General features: G+C 67.2%; 17 protein-coding genes. 11 read left to right on the forward strand and 6 right to left on the reverse strand.

All coding sequences use genetic code 11. From position 1 onward, the window contains the following. Positions 1–31 precede the first annotated feature (31 nt). The 4 genes from BM393_RS04550 to BM393_RS04565 all read left to right on the forward strand — a co-directional run bounded on the left by BM393_RS04550 (position 32) and on the right by BM393_RS04565 (position 3,769). Positions 32–985, forward strand: coding sequence for a 2-hydroxyacid dehydrogenase (locus BM393_RS04550; RefSeq protein WP_091722710.1), 954 nt, complete (start codon positions 32–34; stop codon positions 983–985). Positions 986–1,117: 132 nt separating this feature from the next. Then, positions 1,118–1,657 (forward strand): inorganic diphosphatase, encoded by a 540-nt coding sequence (gene ppa, locus BM393_RS04555; protein ID WP_091722714.1) that lies wholly within the window; start codon positions 1,118–1,120, stop codon positions 1,655–1,657. A 202-nt stretch (positions 1,658–1,859) separates the two neighbouring features. Then, on the forward strand, positions 1,860–3,140 hold the full coding sequence (locus BM393_RS04560) for an ATP/GTP-binding protein (protein WP_091722718.1): 1,281 nt from the start codon (positions 1,860–1,862) through the stop codon (positions 3,138–3,140). 2 nt (positions 3,141–3,142) lie between these two features. After that, complete coding sequence (locus BM393_RS04565) at positions 3,143–3,769, forward strand: RloB family protein (protein ID WP_091725028.1); 627 nt, start codon at positions 3,143–3,145, stop codon at positions 3,767–3,769. A 5-nt stretch (positions 3,770–3,774) separates the two neighbouring features. On the opposite strand, the gene BM393_RS04570 is transcribed toward BM393_RS04565, so the two are convergent. Next, a complete protein-coding gene (locus tag BM393_RS04570; protein ID WP_254783207.1) occupies positions 3,775–5,016 on the reverse strand; it encodes a GNAT family N-acetyltransferase in 1,242 nt (413 codons plus the stop codon). Between the two features lie 127 nt (positions 5,017–5,143). On the opposite strand from BM393_RS04570, the gene BM393_RS04575 reads away from it, so the two are divergent. Next, on the forward strand, positions 5,144–7,240 hold the full coding sequence (locus BM393_RS04575) for an NAD(+) synthase (protein ID WP_091722722.1): 2,097 nt from the start codon (positions 5,144–5,146) through the stop codon (positions 7,238–7,240). Between the two features lie 108 nt (positions 7,241–7,348). After that, positions 7,349–7,687, forward strand: coding sequence for a P-II family nitrogen regulator (locus BM393_RS04580; protein ID WP_091722727.1), 339 nt, complete (start codon positions 7,349–7,351; stop codon positions 7,685–7,687). A gap of 96 nt (positions 7,688–7,783) precedes the next feature. Here BM393_RS04580 and BM393_RS04585 read toward each other — a convergent pair whose 3' ends face one another. The 5 genes from BM393_RS04585 to BM393_RS04605 are packed head-to-tail and all read right to left on the reverse strand — an operon-like array spanning position 7,784 to position 10,674. Continuing rightward, positions 7,784–8,161: a diacylglycerol kinase gene (locus BM393_RS04585; RefSeq protein WP_099861024.1), complete on the reverse strand. Its 378-nt coding sequence runs from the start codon at positions 8,159–8,161 to the stop codon at positions 7,784–7,786. Positions 8,162–8,180: 19 nt separating this feature from the next. Then, positions 8,181–8,735, reverse strand: coding sequence for an RDD family protein (locus tag BM393_RS04590; RefSeq protein ID WP_091722732.1), 555 nt, complete (start codon positions 8,733–8,735; stop codon positions 8,181–8,183). A gap of 9 nt (positions 8,736–8,744) precedes the next feature. After that, on the reverse strand, positions 8,745–9,584 hold the full coding sequence (locus tag BM393_RS04595; RefSeq protein ID WP_141225220.1) for a DUF3106 domain-containing protein: 840 nt from the start codon (positions 9,582–9,584) through the stop codon (positions 8,745–8,747). 8 nt (positions 9,585–9,592) lie between these two features. Beyond that, complete coding sequence (locus tag BM393_RS04600; RefSeq protein ID WP_091722742.1) at positions 9,593–10,111, reverse strand: DUF3619 family protein; 519 nt, start codon at positions 10,109–10,111, stop codon at positions 9,593–9,595. Further along, positions 10,108–10,674: an RNA polymerase sigma factor gene (locus BM393_RS04605; RefSeq protein ID WP_091722747.1), complete on the reverse strand. Its 567-nt coding sequence runs from the start codon at positions 10,672–10,674 to the stop codon at positions 10,108–10,110. The genes BM393_RS04600 and BM393_RS04605 overlap by 4 nt, the downstream gene beginning before the upstream one ends. Positions 10,675–10,933: 259 nt before the next feature. Between BM393_RS04605 and BM393_RS04610 the strand changes: the two genes are divergently transcribed. From BM393_RS04610 to leuA, 5 genes are all read left to right on the forward strand, one after another. Then, positions 10,934–12,730: an acetolactate synthase 3 catalytic subunit gene (locus BM393_RS04610; RefSeq protein ID WP_091722750.1), complete on the forward strand. Its 1,797-nt coding sequence runs from the start codon at positions 10,934–10,936 to the stop codon at positions 12,728–12,730. Positions 12,731–12,905: 175 nt separating this feature from the next. Continuing rightward, a complete protein-coding gene (ilvN, locus tag BM393_RS04615) occupies positions 12,906–13,397 on the forward strand; it encodes an acetolactate synthase small subunit (RefSeq protein ID WP_091722753.1) in 492 nt (163 codons plus the stop codon). Between the two features lie 53 nt (positions 13,398–13,450). Beyond that, positions 13,451–14,467, forward strand: a complete 1,017-nt coding sequence (ilvC, locus tag BM393_RS04620) for a ketol-acid reductoisomerase (protein ID WP_091722757.1) — start codon at positions 13,451–13,453, stop codon at positions 14,465–14,467. A gap of 213 nt (positions 14,468–14,680) precedes the next feature. Then, entirely contained in the window at positions 14,681–15,529 is an 849-nt protein-coding gene (gene pssA, locus BM393_RS04625) for a CDP-diacylglycerol--serine O-phosphatidyltransferase (protein WP_091722762.1), read from the forward strand. Between the two features lie 276 nt (positions 15,530–15,805). Further along, entirely contained in the window at positions 15,806–17,491 is a 1,686-nt protein-coding gene (gene leuA / locus BM393_RS04630; protein WP_091722766.1) for a 2-isopropylmalate synthase, read from the forward strand. Positions 17,492–17,518: the final 27 nt, after the last annotated feature.

The following is a 17,518-nucleotide window of genomic DNA, read 5'->3' on the forward strand; positions in this document are numbered from 1 at the left end:
GCCTCCCATCCGTCATCCCGAAGAGAGCGCCATGAAGCCGCACATCCTGCAACTGAACCCCATCCTCGTGCCGTCGATCAATGCGCGGCTGGACGAGCTGTACACGATGCACCGCCTGTTCGAGCAGGCCGACCCCGATGCCTACATCGCGACGCACGGCGCCGCGATGCGCGGCGTCATCACGGGCGGCCACACCGGCATCTCGAGGTCGCTGATGGAGCGGCTGCCGGCGCTGGAGGTGGTCGCGGTGAACGGCGTCGGGACCGACGCGGTCGACCTGGCCTATGCCCGGTCGCGCGGCCTGCCGGTGACCGGCACCTTCGGCGCGCTGACCGAGGACGTCGCCGACATGGCGCTGGGCCTGCTGCTGGCGACCTGCCGCCACCTCGGCGCCGTCGACCGCTTCGTGCGCGGCGGCCTGTGGCCGAAGTTCCCGCAGCCGGGGGCGCTGCCGCTGGCGCGTCGCGTCAGCGGCATGCGGGTGGGCATCGTCGGGCTGGGGCGCGTCGGCCGGGCGGTGGCGGAGCGCGTCGGCGCCTTCGGCTGCCCGGTGCGCTACACCGACCTGAAGGAGATCCCCGGCGTGGCCTGGGCCTTCGAGGCCGACCTGGTGCAGCTCGCCCGCGACAGCGACGCGCTGATCGTCTGCGCCGCCGCCGACCAGGCGCGCGACCTGGTCGACGCGGCGGTGCTGGACGCGCTGGGCCCGCGCGGCTTCCTGATCAACGTCGCGCGCGGCCGGCTGGTGAAGGAGGCGGACCTGGTCCGCGCGCTGCAGGAGCGGCGCATCGCCGGTGCGGGGCTGGACGTCTTCGCGGACGAGCCCAACGTGCCGCCGGCGCTGCTGGACATGGACAACGTCATGCTGCAGGCCCACCGCGCCAGCGCCACCGAGGAGACGCGCGCGGCGATGGGACAGATGGTGCTGGACAGCCTGGCCCAGGCGCTGGCCGGCGAGCGGCCGGCGCACAGTCTCACCACCTGAGGTGGCGCGACGGGACGCCCCAACGGGCGACCCTCCCCGCCGTGATGGGGGAGGGCGTCAGGGCCGGTTCAGGCGACCCTCTAGAATCGCGGTTTTCCCGGATTCCTCCGGATTCACTCGCCGTCCACCACCATGAGCCTGCACAAAGTCACCCCCGGCGCGAAGGCGCCCGAGCAGTTCAACGTCGTCATCGAGATCCCGATGAACGCTGACCCGATCAAGTACGAGGTCGACAAGGAAAGCGGCGCGCTGTTCGTCGACCGCTTCATGACGACGGCCATGCATTACCCCTGCAACTACGGCTACATCCCGCAGACGCTGGCCGATGACGGCGATCCGGTGGACGTGCTAGTGATCACGCCGTTCCCGCTGACCCCCGGCGTGGTGGTGACCTGCCGCGCCATCGGCGTGCTGCAGATGGACGACGAAGCCGGCGGCGACGCCAAGCTGCTGGCGGTGCCGACGACCAAGATCCTGCCGATCTACGAGCACTGGACCAAGCCCGAGGACATCAACCAGATGCGCCTGAAGGCGATCCAGCACTTCTTCGAGCACTACAAGGACCTGGAAGCCGGCAAGTGGGTGAAGGTCAAGGGCTGGGAAGGCCCCGAGGCCGCCAAGAAGGAAATCACCGACGGCCTGGCCAACTACGCGAAGGCGCAGCAGGGCTGAGGCGAACATCGGCGACCGGACAGCTCGCTGGCCGGTCCCGCACAAGTGACAAAGGCGCCCCGAGGGGCGCTTTGTCGTTTCTGACTCGCCTTTAGCCGGCACTGGTTGTCGATCTTGATGGGGAGTTGCAGAAAAATTTCATTTCGACTCATAACTGGCGTACATTCAGCGCTGGTTCGGCGAGAAGCTGCGGGAAAACCGTATGTTGATTGAATTCACTGTCGAGAACTTTCGGTCGATCCACCAGCCGGTCACGCTCTCCATGGTGGCCGCGTCCCGGTTGCAGAAACGGGGCAACGTGGTCCCCGCCGGAATACTCGACGAGAAGAGCTTCCCTCCTTTGCTGAAGGCCGCGGCCGTCTACGGGCCGAATGCGTCGGGCAAGAGCACCTTGATGTTGGCCTTCCGGGCCTTGTTCGACATGGTCGAACGTTCGCCGTCGGCAGACCTTCGCAAATTGCCGGCCGCCCCGTTCCGGTTTGACAAGGACGCCCGTTCCCGACCGTCCCGCTTCGAGATCAATTTCATCCACGAGGGGATTCGCTTCGGATATGAACTGGCGATCTCCGCCGAACGTGTCCATCGTGAAGTGCTGACGCGATATCGCAGGGGAAAAGGCTGCAAGCTCTATGACCGCCGCCTGATGGACGGGCAAGAGGTCTACGAGTTCGGGGAGCAACTGGAGGGCGGCCACGCGCTCGCGAATGTGTGGCGTAGTCTGACGGGCCCGCAGACACTGTTTCTCGCCCAAGCGGTTGCCAACAGCAGTGCTGAACTCACGCAATTGCGGGTTCCGTTCTCCTGGCTCCGGCGCATGTATGTCTCAGGCATTGGCGGCATGCAGGCCATGGCGCACATGTCGCAGCACATGATTGCGCAGTCTTCAAAGTTCGCAGAGTTCGTGACGGGATTCCTGTCCGACGTCGACGTCCCGGTCACGGACATCTCAGCGAAGCCGGTCGTGGCCGGCTCGGCGTCCCACGACCTGACGGACCTGGATCCAAGGACTCGTCGCGATCGATTCGCGCAGATCAGCTCCCTGGATGTCGAGACCACGTTGACGCACCGCACGGCGCTGGGCACGGCCAAATTCGACTTCGAGGAAGAGTCCAGCGGGACGCAGAATCTTCTCGGCTTCGCCTTCCCGTGGCTGGTGTTTGGGGAACATCTCCATCCCGATGCGTTTGACTTCTGCTTCATCGACGAGTTCGACAGCAGCCTTCACCCCAAGGTCGTGGCGGAACTCGTAAGGCGACACATCGAGCGGGCTCATCCGACACAACTGGTGTTCACGACGCATGACACGCATCTCATGGATGCGAAGCTGCTTCGGCGAGATCAGTTCTGGCTCACGGAGCGTGATGAAACGGGCGCGACGCAATTGCGCTGCGTTCATGACTTCGAAGGGCGCGAGGGGGAAGACATCGAGAAGCGCTATTACGAAGGCCGGTACCGGTCGTTGCCATTCATCCGAGGCCAATGACGATGACGCGCGATGCAGGCTCTTTCAAGCGCGGTGGACCAAGGCTCAGGCAGGCCGTGGCGCTGGTGATTTGCGAGGACGCGCGCTCATCCCGGGAATACTTGATCGACGCGAAAGCGCACTTCCGCGCAGTCGCGGAGATCGAGGTGATTCACAGCGGCCATACCGATCCTCTCGGAATCGTCCGCACCGCGATCTCCAGGTCGAAGAAGTACGACACCGTGCTGTGCGTCATCGATCGGGACACCCACGATCAAAGGAACTTTGACCAAGCCCAGCGGGAAGCGGCAGCTAGCGGGAAGGTCCAGGTCTTCACGTCCTACCCTTGTTGCGAGTACTGGCTGCTGCTTCACTTCCAGTACGTCCGTGCGCCCTATCAGCAGCAGGGAAAGCGCTCGCCGGCTGATTGCGCACTCCGCCATTTGAGGGAGCAGCCGGAGATGGCGGACTATGCCAAGGGCAGCGTCAAAGGACTGTTCGACAAGCTGCTGCCGCGGTTGGCGGCTGCTTGCCGGCATGCCGAGCGTTCCATGGCAGATGCGGAAGCTGACGCCGAGAAGAATCCGAGTACCCCGATGCATCAAGTCATCGCGAGCTTCAAGCGGCTTGGCAAACCCCAGCCGATCTGAGGCTCTCAATCGGGGCGTTCGAGCTCCGGTGCGGCCTTGAACGGCTGATGCCGCTCCAGCTCGTCGATGTACTCGTCCATCGCCTGGCCCTCGCGCTGGAGGAAATCGGCGACCGCCTCCCGGAACTGCGGATGCGCCAGCCAGTGCGCCGAATGCGTCGCCACCGGCATCAAACCGCGCGCCATCTTGTGCTCGCCCTGCGCGCCGCCCTCGAAGCGGCGCCAGCCGTTCTCCAGGCACCAGGCCAGCGGCTGGTAGTAGCAGGCGTCGAAATGCAGGTGGGGGATGTAGCGCGTCGAGCCCCAGTAGCGCCCATACGCGGCGCGCTGCGATTCGTCGATCGCCACCAGCGAGGCCGCGACGCGCTCGCCCTGATCGTCGCGGGCCACGAACATCAGCCAGTGCGCCGGCATGTCCGTCGCCATGCGCGCGAAGAAGTCGCGCGTCAGGTAGGGCTTGTTGCGGTGGGCCAGGTAGGTCAGCGTGTAGCACTCGTAGAAGAAGTCCCAGTCCGCCGCCGTGATCGCGGCGCCGCGCAGCGTCTCGAAGCGAATGCCGGCCTCGGCGACCTTGCGCCGTTCCTGCTGGATCTTCTTGCGCTTCTCGCGCTGCAGCGTCGCGAGGTAGTCGGCGAAGGCGCGCGGCTGGCCGTCCCCCGTCCAGTGGAACTGCACCTGCTGCCGCGCCAGCCAGTCGTCGCCGGTGAGCGCGCGCTGGTCCTGCTCGTCGCCGAAGAGCACGTGCACCGACGACAGTTCGGAGCGCGCCGTCAGCGCGCGCAGCGCCTTCACCAGCCAGGCGCGGGCCGCGTCGTCACGGGCCAGCAGCCGGCTGCCGGGCACCGGCGTGAAGGGCACGGCGACCAGCAGCTTGGGGTAGTAGGGGAGGCCGTGGCGCTCGTAGGCATCGGCCCAGGCCCAGTCGAAGACGTACTCCCCATAGGAGTGCCCCTTGAGGTAGGCCGGGCAGGCGGCGATCAGCGTGTCGCCCTCCCACACGCTGAGGAACTGCGCCTGCCAGCCCTTGCTCGCCACCGCCGAGCCTGACGCCTGCATCGCCTCGAGGTACTCGAGCTTCATGAAGGGCGACGGCCAGGGGGAGGCCGCCAGCAGCGCGTTCCATTGGTCGCGCGGCAGCGCGGCGGGATCGTCGTCGACCCGGATCAGCGGCTGTGCGGCGTGTGGCGTCTCGGCAGCGGTGCGACCGACGGCCGGGCCCGGCGCGGCGTCCGCGTCCGGCGCGGCCACGGGGGAGGACCGCGGGGGACGCGCGGGGGAGGATGGGGGGAACGGGGAGGGGGGCGAGGGCGCGGTCATGCGCGGCAAATCTTAGGGGCAAGCTCAAAGCCCTCGCTTTGATGGCAGGATGAGCCCCATGCAAGCGACGACGCCTTCCACCCCAAGCGCGGCCGCCCACGCCGGCCCGTCCTTCGACAACCTCTACACCCATGACTTCGCCCGCGTCGCGGTCGGCGTGCCGCTGTGCCGCGTCGCCGATCCGGCCTTCAACGGCGAGCAGACGGCGCAGCTGCTGCGCGAGGCGGCGGCCGACGGCGCCGCGATCGCCGCGTTCCCGGAACTGGGACTGGCCGCCTACACCAGCGACGACCTCTTCCATCAGCGCCCGTTGCTCGACGGCTGCGAGGCCGCGCTGGCGCATCTGCTGGCCGTCTCCAAGGACCTGCCCACGGTGGCGATCGTCGGCCTGCCGCTGCGCGTCGAGCACCGCTTGTTCAACTGCGCCGTCGTGTTCCAGCGCGGCCGCCTGCTGGCGGTGCTGCCCAAGACCTACCTGCCGAACTACGGCGAGTTCTACGAGGCCCGCCAGTTCAACGCCGCCGACGAGGCGATCTCCGAGGAGATCACGCTGCTCGGCCAGCGGGTGGCCTTCGGGACCCGCATCGTGATCGCCGCCAGCGACCTGCCGCTGCTGCGCCTGCATGTCGAGATCTGCGAGGACGTCTGGACGCCGATCCCGCCGTCGTCCTATGCGGCGCTCGCCGGTGCGACGGTGCTGGTCAACCTGTCGGCCTCCAACATCACGGTCGGCAAGTCGGGCTATCGGCACCAACTGGTCGGTCAGCAGTCGGCCCGCTGCCTGGCGGCCTATGTCTACAGTTCGGCCGGCGCGGGCGAGTCCAGCACCGACCTGGCCTGGGACGGTCAGGCGCTGGTCTACGAGAACGGCAGCTTCCTCGCCGAGAGCGAACGCTTCCAGCGCCGCTCGCAGCTGGTGGCGGCGGATGTCGACCTCGAACGGCTGTCGCGCGAGCGCATGCGGCAGACCAGCTTCGGCGACTCGGTGCGCCACCACGCGCCGCTGCTGAAGGGCTTCCGCACCGTCGAGTTCGAACTGGGCCTGGACCGCGCGCAGCCGCTGCCGCTGCGCCGCCGCGTCGAGCGCTTCCCGTATGTGCCCGCCGATCGGCAGCGCCGCGACGAGCGCTGCAACGAGGTCTTCCATATCCAGGTCCAGGCACTGGTGCAGCGGCTGGTTTCGAGCGGCATCCACAAGCTGGTCGTCGGCATCTCGGGCGGGCTGGACTCGACGCATGCGCTGCTGGTCGCCGCGCGCGCGATGGACCAGATGGGGTGGCCGCGGTCGAACATCCTGGGCGTCACGATGCCGGGATTCGCGACGGGTAGCCGCACCCGGGACCAGGCGCTGCGCCTGATGCGGGAGATCGGCTGCGAGGCCCGCGAGATCGACATCCGTCCCAGCTGCGAGCAGATGCTCAAGGACCTCGGCCACCCGTACGCGAAGGGCGAGCCGGTCTACGACGTCACCTTCGAGAACGTCCAGGCCGGCGAGCGCACCAGCCACCTGTTCCGGCTGGCCAACCACACCGGCGCGCTGGTGCTGGGCACGGGCGATCTCAGCGAACTCGCGCTGGGCTGGTGTACCTACGGCGTGGGCGACCACATGTCGCACTACAACGTGAATGCGTCGGTGCCCAAGACGCTGATCCAGTACCTGGTGCGCTGGGTCGCGGAGACCGAGCAGCTCGGCCATGCCGGGCGTGATGTGCTGCTCGACATTCTCGGCACCGAGATCAGCCCGGAGCTGGTGCCGCAGGACGCGGCCGCCGAGGGGTCCGGCCTGCAGAGCACCGAGGACCGGATCGGCCGCTACGAGCTGCAGGATTTCAACCTGTTCTACACGATCCGCCATGGCTACTCGCCCACGAAGATCGCGTTCCTGGCGCGGCACGCGTGGGGCGACCGGACGCGAGGCGACTGGCCCGACGGCGAGCATGTGCGGCGCAATGAATACCCGCTGGCGGAGATCAAGCGGGTGCTGCGGATCTTCGTGAGCCGCTTCTTCCGCGGCAGCCAGTTCAAGCGCAGCTGCGTGCCCAACGCGCCCAAGGTCGGCAGCGGCGGATCGTTGTCGCCGCGTGGGGACTGGCGCGCGCCGAGCGATTCCGAGCCGGCGGTCTGGCTCGCGGACCTGGACCGTATCCCGGATTGAAGGAGCGGGCGATGTCTCCCTTCTTCAACCGAGGGGGCCATCCCAAAAGATCCGTGCTTAAATCACAGCCAGTCTTGCCTGCCAGAAACCCTCTCTCGGAGCCTCGTGATGAAACAGATCACCGCCATCATCAAACCGTTCAAGCTCGACGAAGTGCGTGAAGCGCTGGCCGAGGTCGGCGCCTCCGGCCTGACGGTCACCGAAGTGAAGGGCTTCGGCCGCCAGAAGGGACACACCGAGCTGTATCGCGGCGCCGAGTACGTGGTCGACTTCCTGCCCAAGGTGAAGGTCGAGGTGGTGGTGAAGGACGACGAGGTCGACCGCTGCATCGATGCCATCCTGAAGGCCGCCAAGACCGGCAAGATCGGCGACGGCAAGATCTTCGTCACCGCCGTCGAGCAGGTCATCCGCATCCGCACCGGCGAACAGGACGAAGCGGCGGTCTGACCGTCCGGGCCCGTCGCGGGTCCCCTGAATGAAGAAAGGGCGGGGCGCCGATCGGCGTCCCGCCCTTGTTCATTTCGCGCGCTGGATCGGAGCGCCTCAGCGCAGGTGCTGCCAGATCGCCGCGAGCCAGATCCCGCCGGCCAGCACCAGCGACAGCAGCACGGCGGCGCTGGCGATGTCCTTGGCGCGCTTGCTGAGCTCGTGGAGCTCGAAGGAGACGCGGTCGATCGCCGCCTCGACCGCCGAATTGAGCAGCTCGACGATCAGCACCAGGATCAGCGACCCCAGCAGCAGCGCGACCTGCACCCAGTCCCGGCCCAGCCAGAACGCCAGCGGCGTGCCGATGATCGTCAGCCAGGTTTCCTGGCGGAAGGCGCTTTCGCCGACGTAGGCGGCGCGCAGTCCGGCCCAGGAGTAGCCGGCGGCGTGCAGGATGCGGTCCAGGCCGGTGCGGCCCTTGTGGGGATTGCTCATCGTCGGGAGGGGCAGGGGATCAGGAATCGGCCGGCTGCGGCGCGGCGCGCTTCTTTGCGCGTGGTGGCGGCAGCTGCGTGACCAGGCGCGTGCCGCAGATGACGTCGTGCAGGAACTGCCGCTGTGGATGCAGCCGCGCCAGCAGCAGGTAGCCCGCCACACCAGCGAACATCGCGCCGAAGATGGCGCCGGTGCTTCGGTCCAGTCCCAGCAGGTGGACGCTGGCCAGTGCCGGCAGGAACCACAGCCAGGCGGCAAGGTAGCGCGCCGTGGCGCGCGCCTGCGTGAGCGGTCGGCCCTGGGCGTCGACGACCCGCAGGTGCCAGGCGCGCATCGCAACCGTCTGGCCGCCGCGCGACCAGAACCAGATGAAGTAGATGCCCAGGATCAGGAACAGGAAGGCTTGCAGGCCCTGTGTGCCGACCAGCGCGTTGCGCTGCTGGGTGAGCGTCGAATACAGCCAGCCGGCGATGAAGACGACGCCGAACAGGACGACGCCTTCATAGATGAAGGACGCGAGGCGGCGCATCAGGCCGGGCGGTGCGTCGCCGCCGGCAGCGGGTGCGGAGGTCATCCGGCGAGTTTAGCGGCTGGCCCCGGTGCGGCGAGGCAGCAGCGTGTGCGGGTCGAGACCGGCTTCGCTCGGGGCGCGCAGCGGGCGGCCGGGCGCCGCGCTGGCGCCGGGCAGCGGTGGATCGGCGCGCTGCGTCATCAGCACCGTCGTCGCGCCGGGCAGCGCCTGGACGATGGTGGGGCCGGTGACGGCGGTCAGCGGCGCGCGCTGGATCGGCGCCTTGGCGCGATGAGAGACGGCGGAAGCCGGCGCCTCACGGCCGGCGGCCGAGGCCTTTTCGGCCGCGCGTTCGGCCAGGCGCTGGCGCTTCTCGGCGGGCAGGGCCTGATAGGCGTCCCACTTCTCGCGCAGCTTCGATTCCTGCTCGGGTGCGCGCAGTTCGCCGGCATGCTGGTAGCCGATGCGCGCGCGTTGGCGCTCGGCGGGCGACATGCGGGTCCACTCCACCATCCGTTCGCGCAGCCGGTGTTGCTGCTCGGTGGGGAGCGTCGGATAGCGGGCGGCGATTTCCAGCCACTTGCCCTTGCGGGCGCCGTCGAGCTGGTCCCACTCCTTCGACAGGGGTGCGAGGGCTTCCTTCTGGGAAGCGCTCAGCGACGCCCAGTTCACATTGGCGACCAGCACACCGGGAGCGGTGGCGCGCGCGGCAGCAGACGCGTGCGACGTGGGCGCGGATGCGGAAAGAGAAGTGGGGGCTGGCGCGGGGGCGGGGCCCTCCTGCGCCGATGCAGCGACACAGCCGAGCGCCGCGCAGAGCGCGATCGTCGTCAGGCGACGCATCGTCGAGAAATCAGGGAAAACGCCGAGAGGGCCGATGAGAGCCGAAGAGAGGCGGAACGATCTGGCCACGCGCCGCCTCACTGCGACGATTTCGCTTCGTCGGACTTCTCGCCTTCCTCGGGGCTGTTGGCGTTGCTCGGGTCGTTCGGCGCCTCGTTGAGGTATTCGCGGAAACCCGGATCGCTGTACGCCGCCGGCGGGAGCGGCTTGGAGAGCATCTCGGTGTCGAGTTCGGCCGCGCTGCGGATCTGCTCGTACCACTGGCTGTGCTGGATCAGCAGCAAGCCCCCCAGCAGCAGCGCCAGCGGCAGCAGCGCCGCGGCCTTGCGCCAGCGCGGGGTCTTCTCGCCACCGCCCAGCGCGAGCGTGCCGTTGCCCACATGGCGCGTTTCGGAAGCGGCCTGAGTCGGCGCGGCGGCGCGCGCGGCCATGGCCTTGGCGAGCGCCTGCTCACGCGCGAAGCGCAATCTCTCCTGGATGTCGCCGGACAGGGTCTCGCTCTGCTCGGTCAAACCCGCGGCCACCCGGAGGCCGAAACGGGTCACGCGCGCTTCCGCCTCCAGCGGCAGCGGCGTTCCTGGCGTGTTCTTCTTCATAGCGAGATTCCCTTGGCTTTCAGCGTTTTGGCCAGCGCATGCACGGCGCGGGAGCAGTGTGTCTTGACGCTGCCCTCCGAGCAACCCATGACCGCCGCCGTTTCGGCAACGTCGAGTTCTTCCCAGTAACGCAGGAGGAAGGCTTCCCGTTGACGCGCGGGCAATGCTGCAACTTCCTGTTCGATGGCGGCCAGCACTTGAACGCGCGAGACCTCGTCCGCGGCGGACAGCGCCCCCATCGAGCCTTCCTGCGTCTCCAGCATTTCCAGCAGGTCGAAGTCCTCGCCGGACTCGCCCCCCTCGAAATCCGACAGGTTGCTGAAGACGGCGTTGCGGACCTTCTGACGCCGGAACCAATCCATCGTCGCGTTCGACAGGATGCGCTGGAACAGCAGCGGCAACTCCGCCGCCGGCCGATCGAAGTATTTCTCCGCCAACCGGATCATGGCGTCCTGGACGATGTCCAGTGCGGCGTCCTCGTCTCGCACCATGTACACCGTGCGCTTGAAGGCACGCCGGTCGACGGTCTTGAGAAAGTCGTTGAGTTCTTTGTCTGTGGCCAATGGGCTGGCGCCGGAAAGGGCGGTCGGGCAGGCAAAACGGCGCGGATTATCGCACCAGCGCTACAGATCGCCACCGCCGACCGGTCGTGCGCGGGTTTGCGTGCATAATCGGCCCCTCGCACACCGCAGTTTTTGTCTCAAGTAGGCCGCCCGACCACGGCGCCCCTGTTTTTGACGCGACGTTTCAAGTCCGCTTCACAAGAGCGCGAGGAGAAGCACCGATGGTTTTTCGTCAGAGAAAATCTCAGAGGTTCGACATATGGACATGTCTGCCGCGGACATCAAACGTGCAGCGATCACGGAAGCTCGCTCACAACCGCACCCCCATTCCGTCAGTTCCGGCCAGGAACTGAATGGCTCCGAAATCCTGGTTCAGAGTCTTCAAGCCGAAGGCGTGAAGTTCCTCTGGGGCTATCCAGGCGGTGCCGTCCTCTACATCTACGACGCGCTCTACAAGCAGGACGCCATCCAGCACGTGCTGGTCCGTCATGAGCAGGCCGCCGTGCACGCGGCCGACGGCTACGCCCGGGCGACCGGCGAAGTCGGCGTCGCGCTGGTGACCTCGGGTCCCGGCGTCACGAACGCGATCACCGGCATCGCGACGGCGTACATGGACTCGATCCCGATGGTGATCATCACCGGTCAGGTCCCCACGCCCGCCATCGGCCTGGACGCCTTCCAGGAGTGCGACACCGTCGGCATCACGCGCCCGATCGTCAAGCACAACTTCCTGGTCAAGGACGTCCGCGATCTCGCCACGACGCTGAAGAAGGCCTTCCACATCGCGCGCACCGGCCGGCCCGGCCCGGTCGTGGTGGACATCCCCAAGGACGTCTCGCTCAACCGCACCGCGTTCCATTACCCGGAGCGCGTCGAGATGCGCTCCTACAACCCGGTGAAGAAGGGCCACAGCGGCCAGATCCGCAAGGCGGTCCAGCTGCTGATGGGCGCCAAGCGTCCCTATATCTATACCGGTGGCGGCGTGATCCTGGGCGAGGCCACGGCCGAGCTGCGCCAGCTGGTGGAGCTGCTGGGGTATCCCTGCACCAACACGCTGATGGGCCTGGGCGCGATGCCCGGCACCGACCCGCGCTTCCTGGGCATGCTCGGCATGCACGGCACCTACGAGGCCAACATGACGATGCAGCACTGCGACGTGCTGCTGGCCGTGGGTGCCCGCTTCGATGACCGCGTCATCGGCAATCCGAAGCACTTCGCGTCGGTCGACCGCAAGATCATCCACATCGACATCGACCCGTCGTCGATCTCCAAGCGCGTGCGCGTGGACATCCCGATCGTGGGCGACGTCAAGGACGTGCTGCAGGAACTGATCGCGCAGATCAAGGAAGCGCAGGCGCGGCCCGACGCGGACTCGATCAACGCCTGGTGGAGCCAGATCAACGACTGGCGCAAGCGCGACTGCCTCGCCTACAAGCAGTCCAGCGACGTCATCAAGCCGCAGCAGGTCGTCGAGACGCTGTGGAACCTGACCCGCGACCGCGACGCCTACATCACCTCCGATGTCGGCCAGCACCAGATGTGGGCCGCGCAGTTCTATCGCTTCAACGAGCCGCGCCGCTGGATCAACTCCGGCGGCCTGGGCACGATGGGCGTGGGGCTGCCCTATGCGATGGGCATCAAGCTGGCCAAGCCGGAGGCGGACGTGTTCTGCATCACCGGCGAGGGCAGCATCCAGATGAACATCCAGGAGCTGTCCACCTGCCAGCAGTACAAGACGCCTGTGAAGGTGGTCTCGCTGAACAACCGCTACCTGGGCATGGTGCGGCAGTGGCAGGAGCTGGACTACGGCAAGCGCTACTCGCACAGCTACATGGATGCGCTGCCTGACTTCGTCAAGCTGGCCGAGTCCTATGGGCATGTGGGCCTGCTGGTGGAGAGACCCTCGGATGTCGAGCCCGCGCTGCGCGAGGCGATGCGCTTGAAGGACCGCACCGTCTTCCTGGACGTGCGCACCGACCCGACCGAGAACGTCTGGCCGATGGTCCAGGCGGGCAAGGGCATCTCCGAAATGCTGCTGGGGTCCGAGGACCTCTGAGACCGCTGACGGCTCGAAGCCGTCCGGCGTGACGCGCGTTACCGCGCGCGTCGCGGCCGGCGGCGGAAAGCCAGAGGCGCTCGGAGCGATCCGGCCCATTCCCTGAATCGAAGAGCGTGGCCAAGGGCCGTCCGGTTACCGCCGGCGGTCTGAAGAGCGCGAAGGACGAGATTCCATGAAACACATCATTGCTTTGCTCATCGAGAACGAGCCGGGCGCGCTGTCGCGCGTCGTGGCGCTGTTCTCCGCCCGCGGCTACAACATCGAGAGCCTGACCGTGGCGCCGACCGAGGACCCCTCGCTGTCGCGCATGACCATCGTCACCAGCGGCAGCGACGACGTGATCGAGCAGATCACCAAGCACCTGAACCGGCTGATCGAGGTGGTCAAGGTCGTCGACCTGACCGAAGGCCGCTACATCGAGCGCGAGCTCATGCTGATCAAGGTGAGGGCCGTCGGCAAGGAGCGCGAGGAGCTCAAGCGCACCTCGGACATCTTCCGCGGCCACGTCATCGACGTCACCGAGAAGACCTACACCATCGAACTGACCGGCGACGCCGGCAAGCTCGACGCCTTCATCGACGCGATCGACCGCACGGCGATCCTCGAGACGGTGCGCACCGGCACCAGCGGCATCGGCCGCGGCGAACGGATCCTGCGCGTCTGAACGCGCGCTTCACTGAACCACCCCCTGTACTGATTTCCCCCGGAGAGACCACCATGAACGTGTACTACGACAAGGACGCCGACCTCAGCCTGATCAAGGGCAAGAACGTCACCATCATCGGCTACGGCTCACAAGGCCATGCCCATGCCCAGAACCTGAACGAGAGCGGCGTGAAGGTCACCGTGGGTCTGCGCCGCGGCGGCGCGTCCTGGGCCAAGGCCGAAGGCGCCGGCCTGAAGGTCGCCGAGATCGCCGAGGCGGTGAAGGCGGCCGACGTGGTCATGATCCTGCTGCCGGACGAGCAGATCGCCGACGTCTACAAGAAGGACGTGGAACCCAACATCAAGCAGGGCGCGTCGCTGGCCTTCGCCCACGGCTTCAACGTCCACTACGGCCAGGTGCAGCCGCGCGAGGACCTGGACGTGTGGATGGTCGCCCCGAAGGCGCCGGGCCACACCGTGCGCAACACCTACCGCCAGGGCGGCGGCGTGCCGCACCTGATCGCGGTCTACGCCGACAAGACCGGCAAGGCGCGCGACCTGGCCCTGAGCTATGCCGCGGCCAACGGTGGCGGCAAGGCCGGCATCATCCAGACCTCGTTCCGCGAAGAGACCGAGACCGACCTGTTTGGCGAGCAGGCCGTGCTGTGCGGCGGCGCCGTCGAGCTGATCAAGGCCGGCTTCGAGACGCTGACCGAAGCCGGTTACGCGCCCGAGATGGCCTACTTCGAGTGCCTGCACGAACTGAAGCTGATCGTCGACCTGATCTATGAAGGCGGCATCGGCAACATGAACTACTCGATCTCCAACAACGCGGAGTACGGCGAGTACGTCACCGGCCCGCGCGTGGTGACCGAGGCGACCAAGGACGCGATGCGCCAGTGCCTGAAGGACATCCAGACCGGCGAGTACGCCAAGTCCTTCATCCTGGAGAACAAGGCCGGCGCCCCGACGCTGATCAGCCGCCGCCGCCTGACCGCCGAGCACCCGATCGAGCAGGTCGGCGAACAGCTGCGCGCGATGATGCCCTGGATCAAGGCCAACAAGCTGGTCGACAAGTCCAAGAACTGATCGCCTGATCAACACCTCGACAGCCCGGCCTGCGCAAGCAGCCCGGGCTGTTTGTCTTCCAGCCGCCGGCCTCCCGACTGAGCCCCCCGCAGTCAGTACCCCGGCTGCTTGTCTTCCAGGCGGCACCCGTGGCGTGGCTTTGCCAGGCCGCCGGGTGCGCCCCCTTGAGGGGGCCGGCGCAAGCCGGTAGGGGGTGGGTTATCCTCCCGGCCCATGAATTCGACTCAGAACAAGAACGTGGACCTGCTCGACGAGGACGAGCCCGACGTCCTCGACGCCCCGCAGCGCCCGCGCCACAAGGGCATCTACTTGCTGCCCAACCTGTTCACCCTGGCCGCGCTGTTCAGCGGTTTCTATGCCGTGGTGATGGGCATCGGCGGGCGCTTCGAGCAGTCCGTCTACGGCATCTTCGCGGCCATGGTGCTCGACAGCCTGGACGGCCGCGTCGCGCGCATGACCAACACGCAGAGCACCTTCGGCGAGCAGATGGACTCGCTGTCCGACATGGTGTCCTTCGGCGCGGCGCCGGCGCTGATCATGTATTCCTGGGCGCTGCAGGGACTGGGCAAGTGGGGCTGGTTCGCCGCCTTCGTCTACATCGCTGGCGCGGCGCTGCGGCTGGCGCGCTTCAACACCAACATCGCCGTCGTGGACCGCCGCTTCTTCCAGGGCGTGCCCAGTCCCGCCGCGGCCGCGCTGGTGATGAGCCTGATCTGGGCGCTGGACAGCGCCGGCTACAAGGACATCCACCGCGATCCGGCGCTGGCCTGGCTGGCCTTCGGCTTCACGCTCTATGCGGGCCTCACGATGGTGACCAACGCGCCGTTCTACAGCTTCAAGGACATCACCTTCAAGCGCTCGGTGCCTTTCATCGTGCTGGTGGTGATCATGCTGGCCATCGCGGCGATCAACATCGATCCGCCGCGGGTGCTGTTCGGCGTCTTCTGCGCCTATGGCATCTCGGGCTACGTCGTCTACGCGGTGCGGCGCGCCAAGGGCAAGCCGGCCAGCGTGATCGCGATGTCGACCGACGAGCCCGATGAAGCAGGCCTTCACCGATAGCGAACGCTTGCGGCGCGTGCATTCGCCCATTCGCGTTGACGCCCGCCGCGCCGCGCCCCTATATTCGACGCCCATGACGTTCGTGTCCGCCTCCACCAGCCAAGCCTTCGGGCTGTCGCTGCTACTACTAGCTGAACCTCGGGTTCGCTAGATCGCGCACGTCCGTCCATCCAGACGCTCATCCCAGATCAACGGCCCGAATGCAACTCGCAGCGGGCCGTTTCTGTTTCTGGAGAGTCTGCGAGTTGCGCCCCTGAACCCACCAGGAACGCTCCCATGCTCAAGCAACCGCAGACCAAGTACCGCGCCTTCGCCCCCATCGCCCTCCCGGACCGCCGCTGGCCCGACGCGCAGATCACGAAGGCGCCGCTGTGGCTGAGCACCGACCTGCGCGACGGCAACCAGGCGCTGATCGAGCCGATGGATCCCGAGCGCAAGCTGCGCATGTTCCAGATGCTGGTGAAGATCGGCTTCAAGGAGATCGAGGTGGGCTTCCCCTCGGCCTCGCAGACGGATTTCGATTTCGTCCGCATGCTGATCGAGGACGGCCACATCCCTGACGACGTGACCATCCAGGTCCTGACGCAGGCCCGCCAGCCGCTGATCGAGCGCACCTTCGAATCGCTGGTCGGCGTGCCGCGCGCGGTCGTCCATCTCTACAACGCGGTTGCGCCGGTGATGCGCCGCGTCGTGCTGAACATGAGCGAGGACGAGATCGTCGAGCTGGCCGTGACCCACACGGCGATGATCCGCGAACTGGCCGCGAAGCAGCCGGAGACGGACTTCCGCTTCGAGTACTCGCCGGAGATGTTCTCGGGCACCGAGCTGGCCTTCTCCAAGCGCGTCGTCGACGCCGTGACCGCGGCCTGGGGACCGACGCCCGAGCGCAAGATCATCATCAACCTGCCGACCACCGTCGAGCATTCGACACCCAACATCTACGCCGACATGATCGAGTGGATGGGCCGGAACATCGAACGCCGCGACAGCGTCATCCTGTCGGTCCATCCGCACAACGACCGCGGCACCGGCACCGCCGCCGCCGAGCTGGCGCTGATGGCCGGCGCCGACCGCGTCGAGGGCTGTCTGTTCGGTAACGGCGAGCGCACCGGCAACCTGGACCTGGTCAACGTCGCGCTCAACCTGTACACGCAGGGCGTGCATCCGGAACTGGACTTCTCCGACATCGACGAGGTCCGCCGCTGCGTCGAGCACTGCAACCAGATCCCCGTCCATCCGCGTCATCCGTATGTCGGCGAGCTGGTCTACACCTCGTTCTCGGGCTCGCACCAGGACGCGATCAAGAAGGCCTTCGCCGCCCGCAAGGAGGGCGACGTCTGGGAGATCCCCTACCTGCCCATCGACCCCAAGGACCTGGGCCGCAGCTACGAGGCGGTGATCCGCGTCAACAGCCAGTCGGGCAAGGGCGGCATCTCCTACCTGCTCGAGGCCGAATACGGCATCGAGCTGCCGCGCCGCCTTCAGATCGAATTCAGCCAGATCGTCCAGGGCGTGATGGACACGAACGGCAAGGAGCTCGGCGCGGCGGACCTCTGGCGCATCTTCGACCGCGAATACGGCGTCAGGCAGGCGCCGGCGCTGCACCCGCAGATCGACACCGGCGAGGATGGCCAGACCCGCGTGCAGGCGCAGGCCGACCTGTGCGTGCGCATGGTCCGGATCGACGGCCAGGGCAAGGGCCCGATCGATGCCTTCGTCGAGGGCCTGAACAAGCTGCTCAAGACCCAGGTCCGGGTGCTCGACTACCACGAGCATGCGATGGGCAGCGGCGCCGATGCGCAGGCCGTGGCCTACCTGGAGCTGCGGGTCGGCGAGGCGACGCTGTTCGGCGTCGGCATGGACGGCAACATCGCCTCGGCGTCGCTGAAGGCGATCGTCTCGGGCCTGCGCCGCGCCTCGCAGCGCGGCGTGCTCAAGCTCGCTGACCGCATCGCGGCCTGAGCCGCCGGGGCCCGCCGGCCGCCTAAA

The sequence above is a fragment of the Mitsuaria sp. PDC51 genome, from assembly GCF_900113225.1.
Taxonomy (GTDB): Bacteria; Pseudomonadota; Gammaproteobacteria; order Burkholderiales; family Burkholderiaceae_C; genus Roseateles.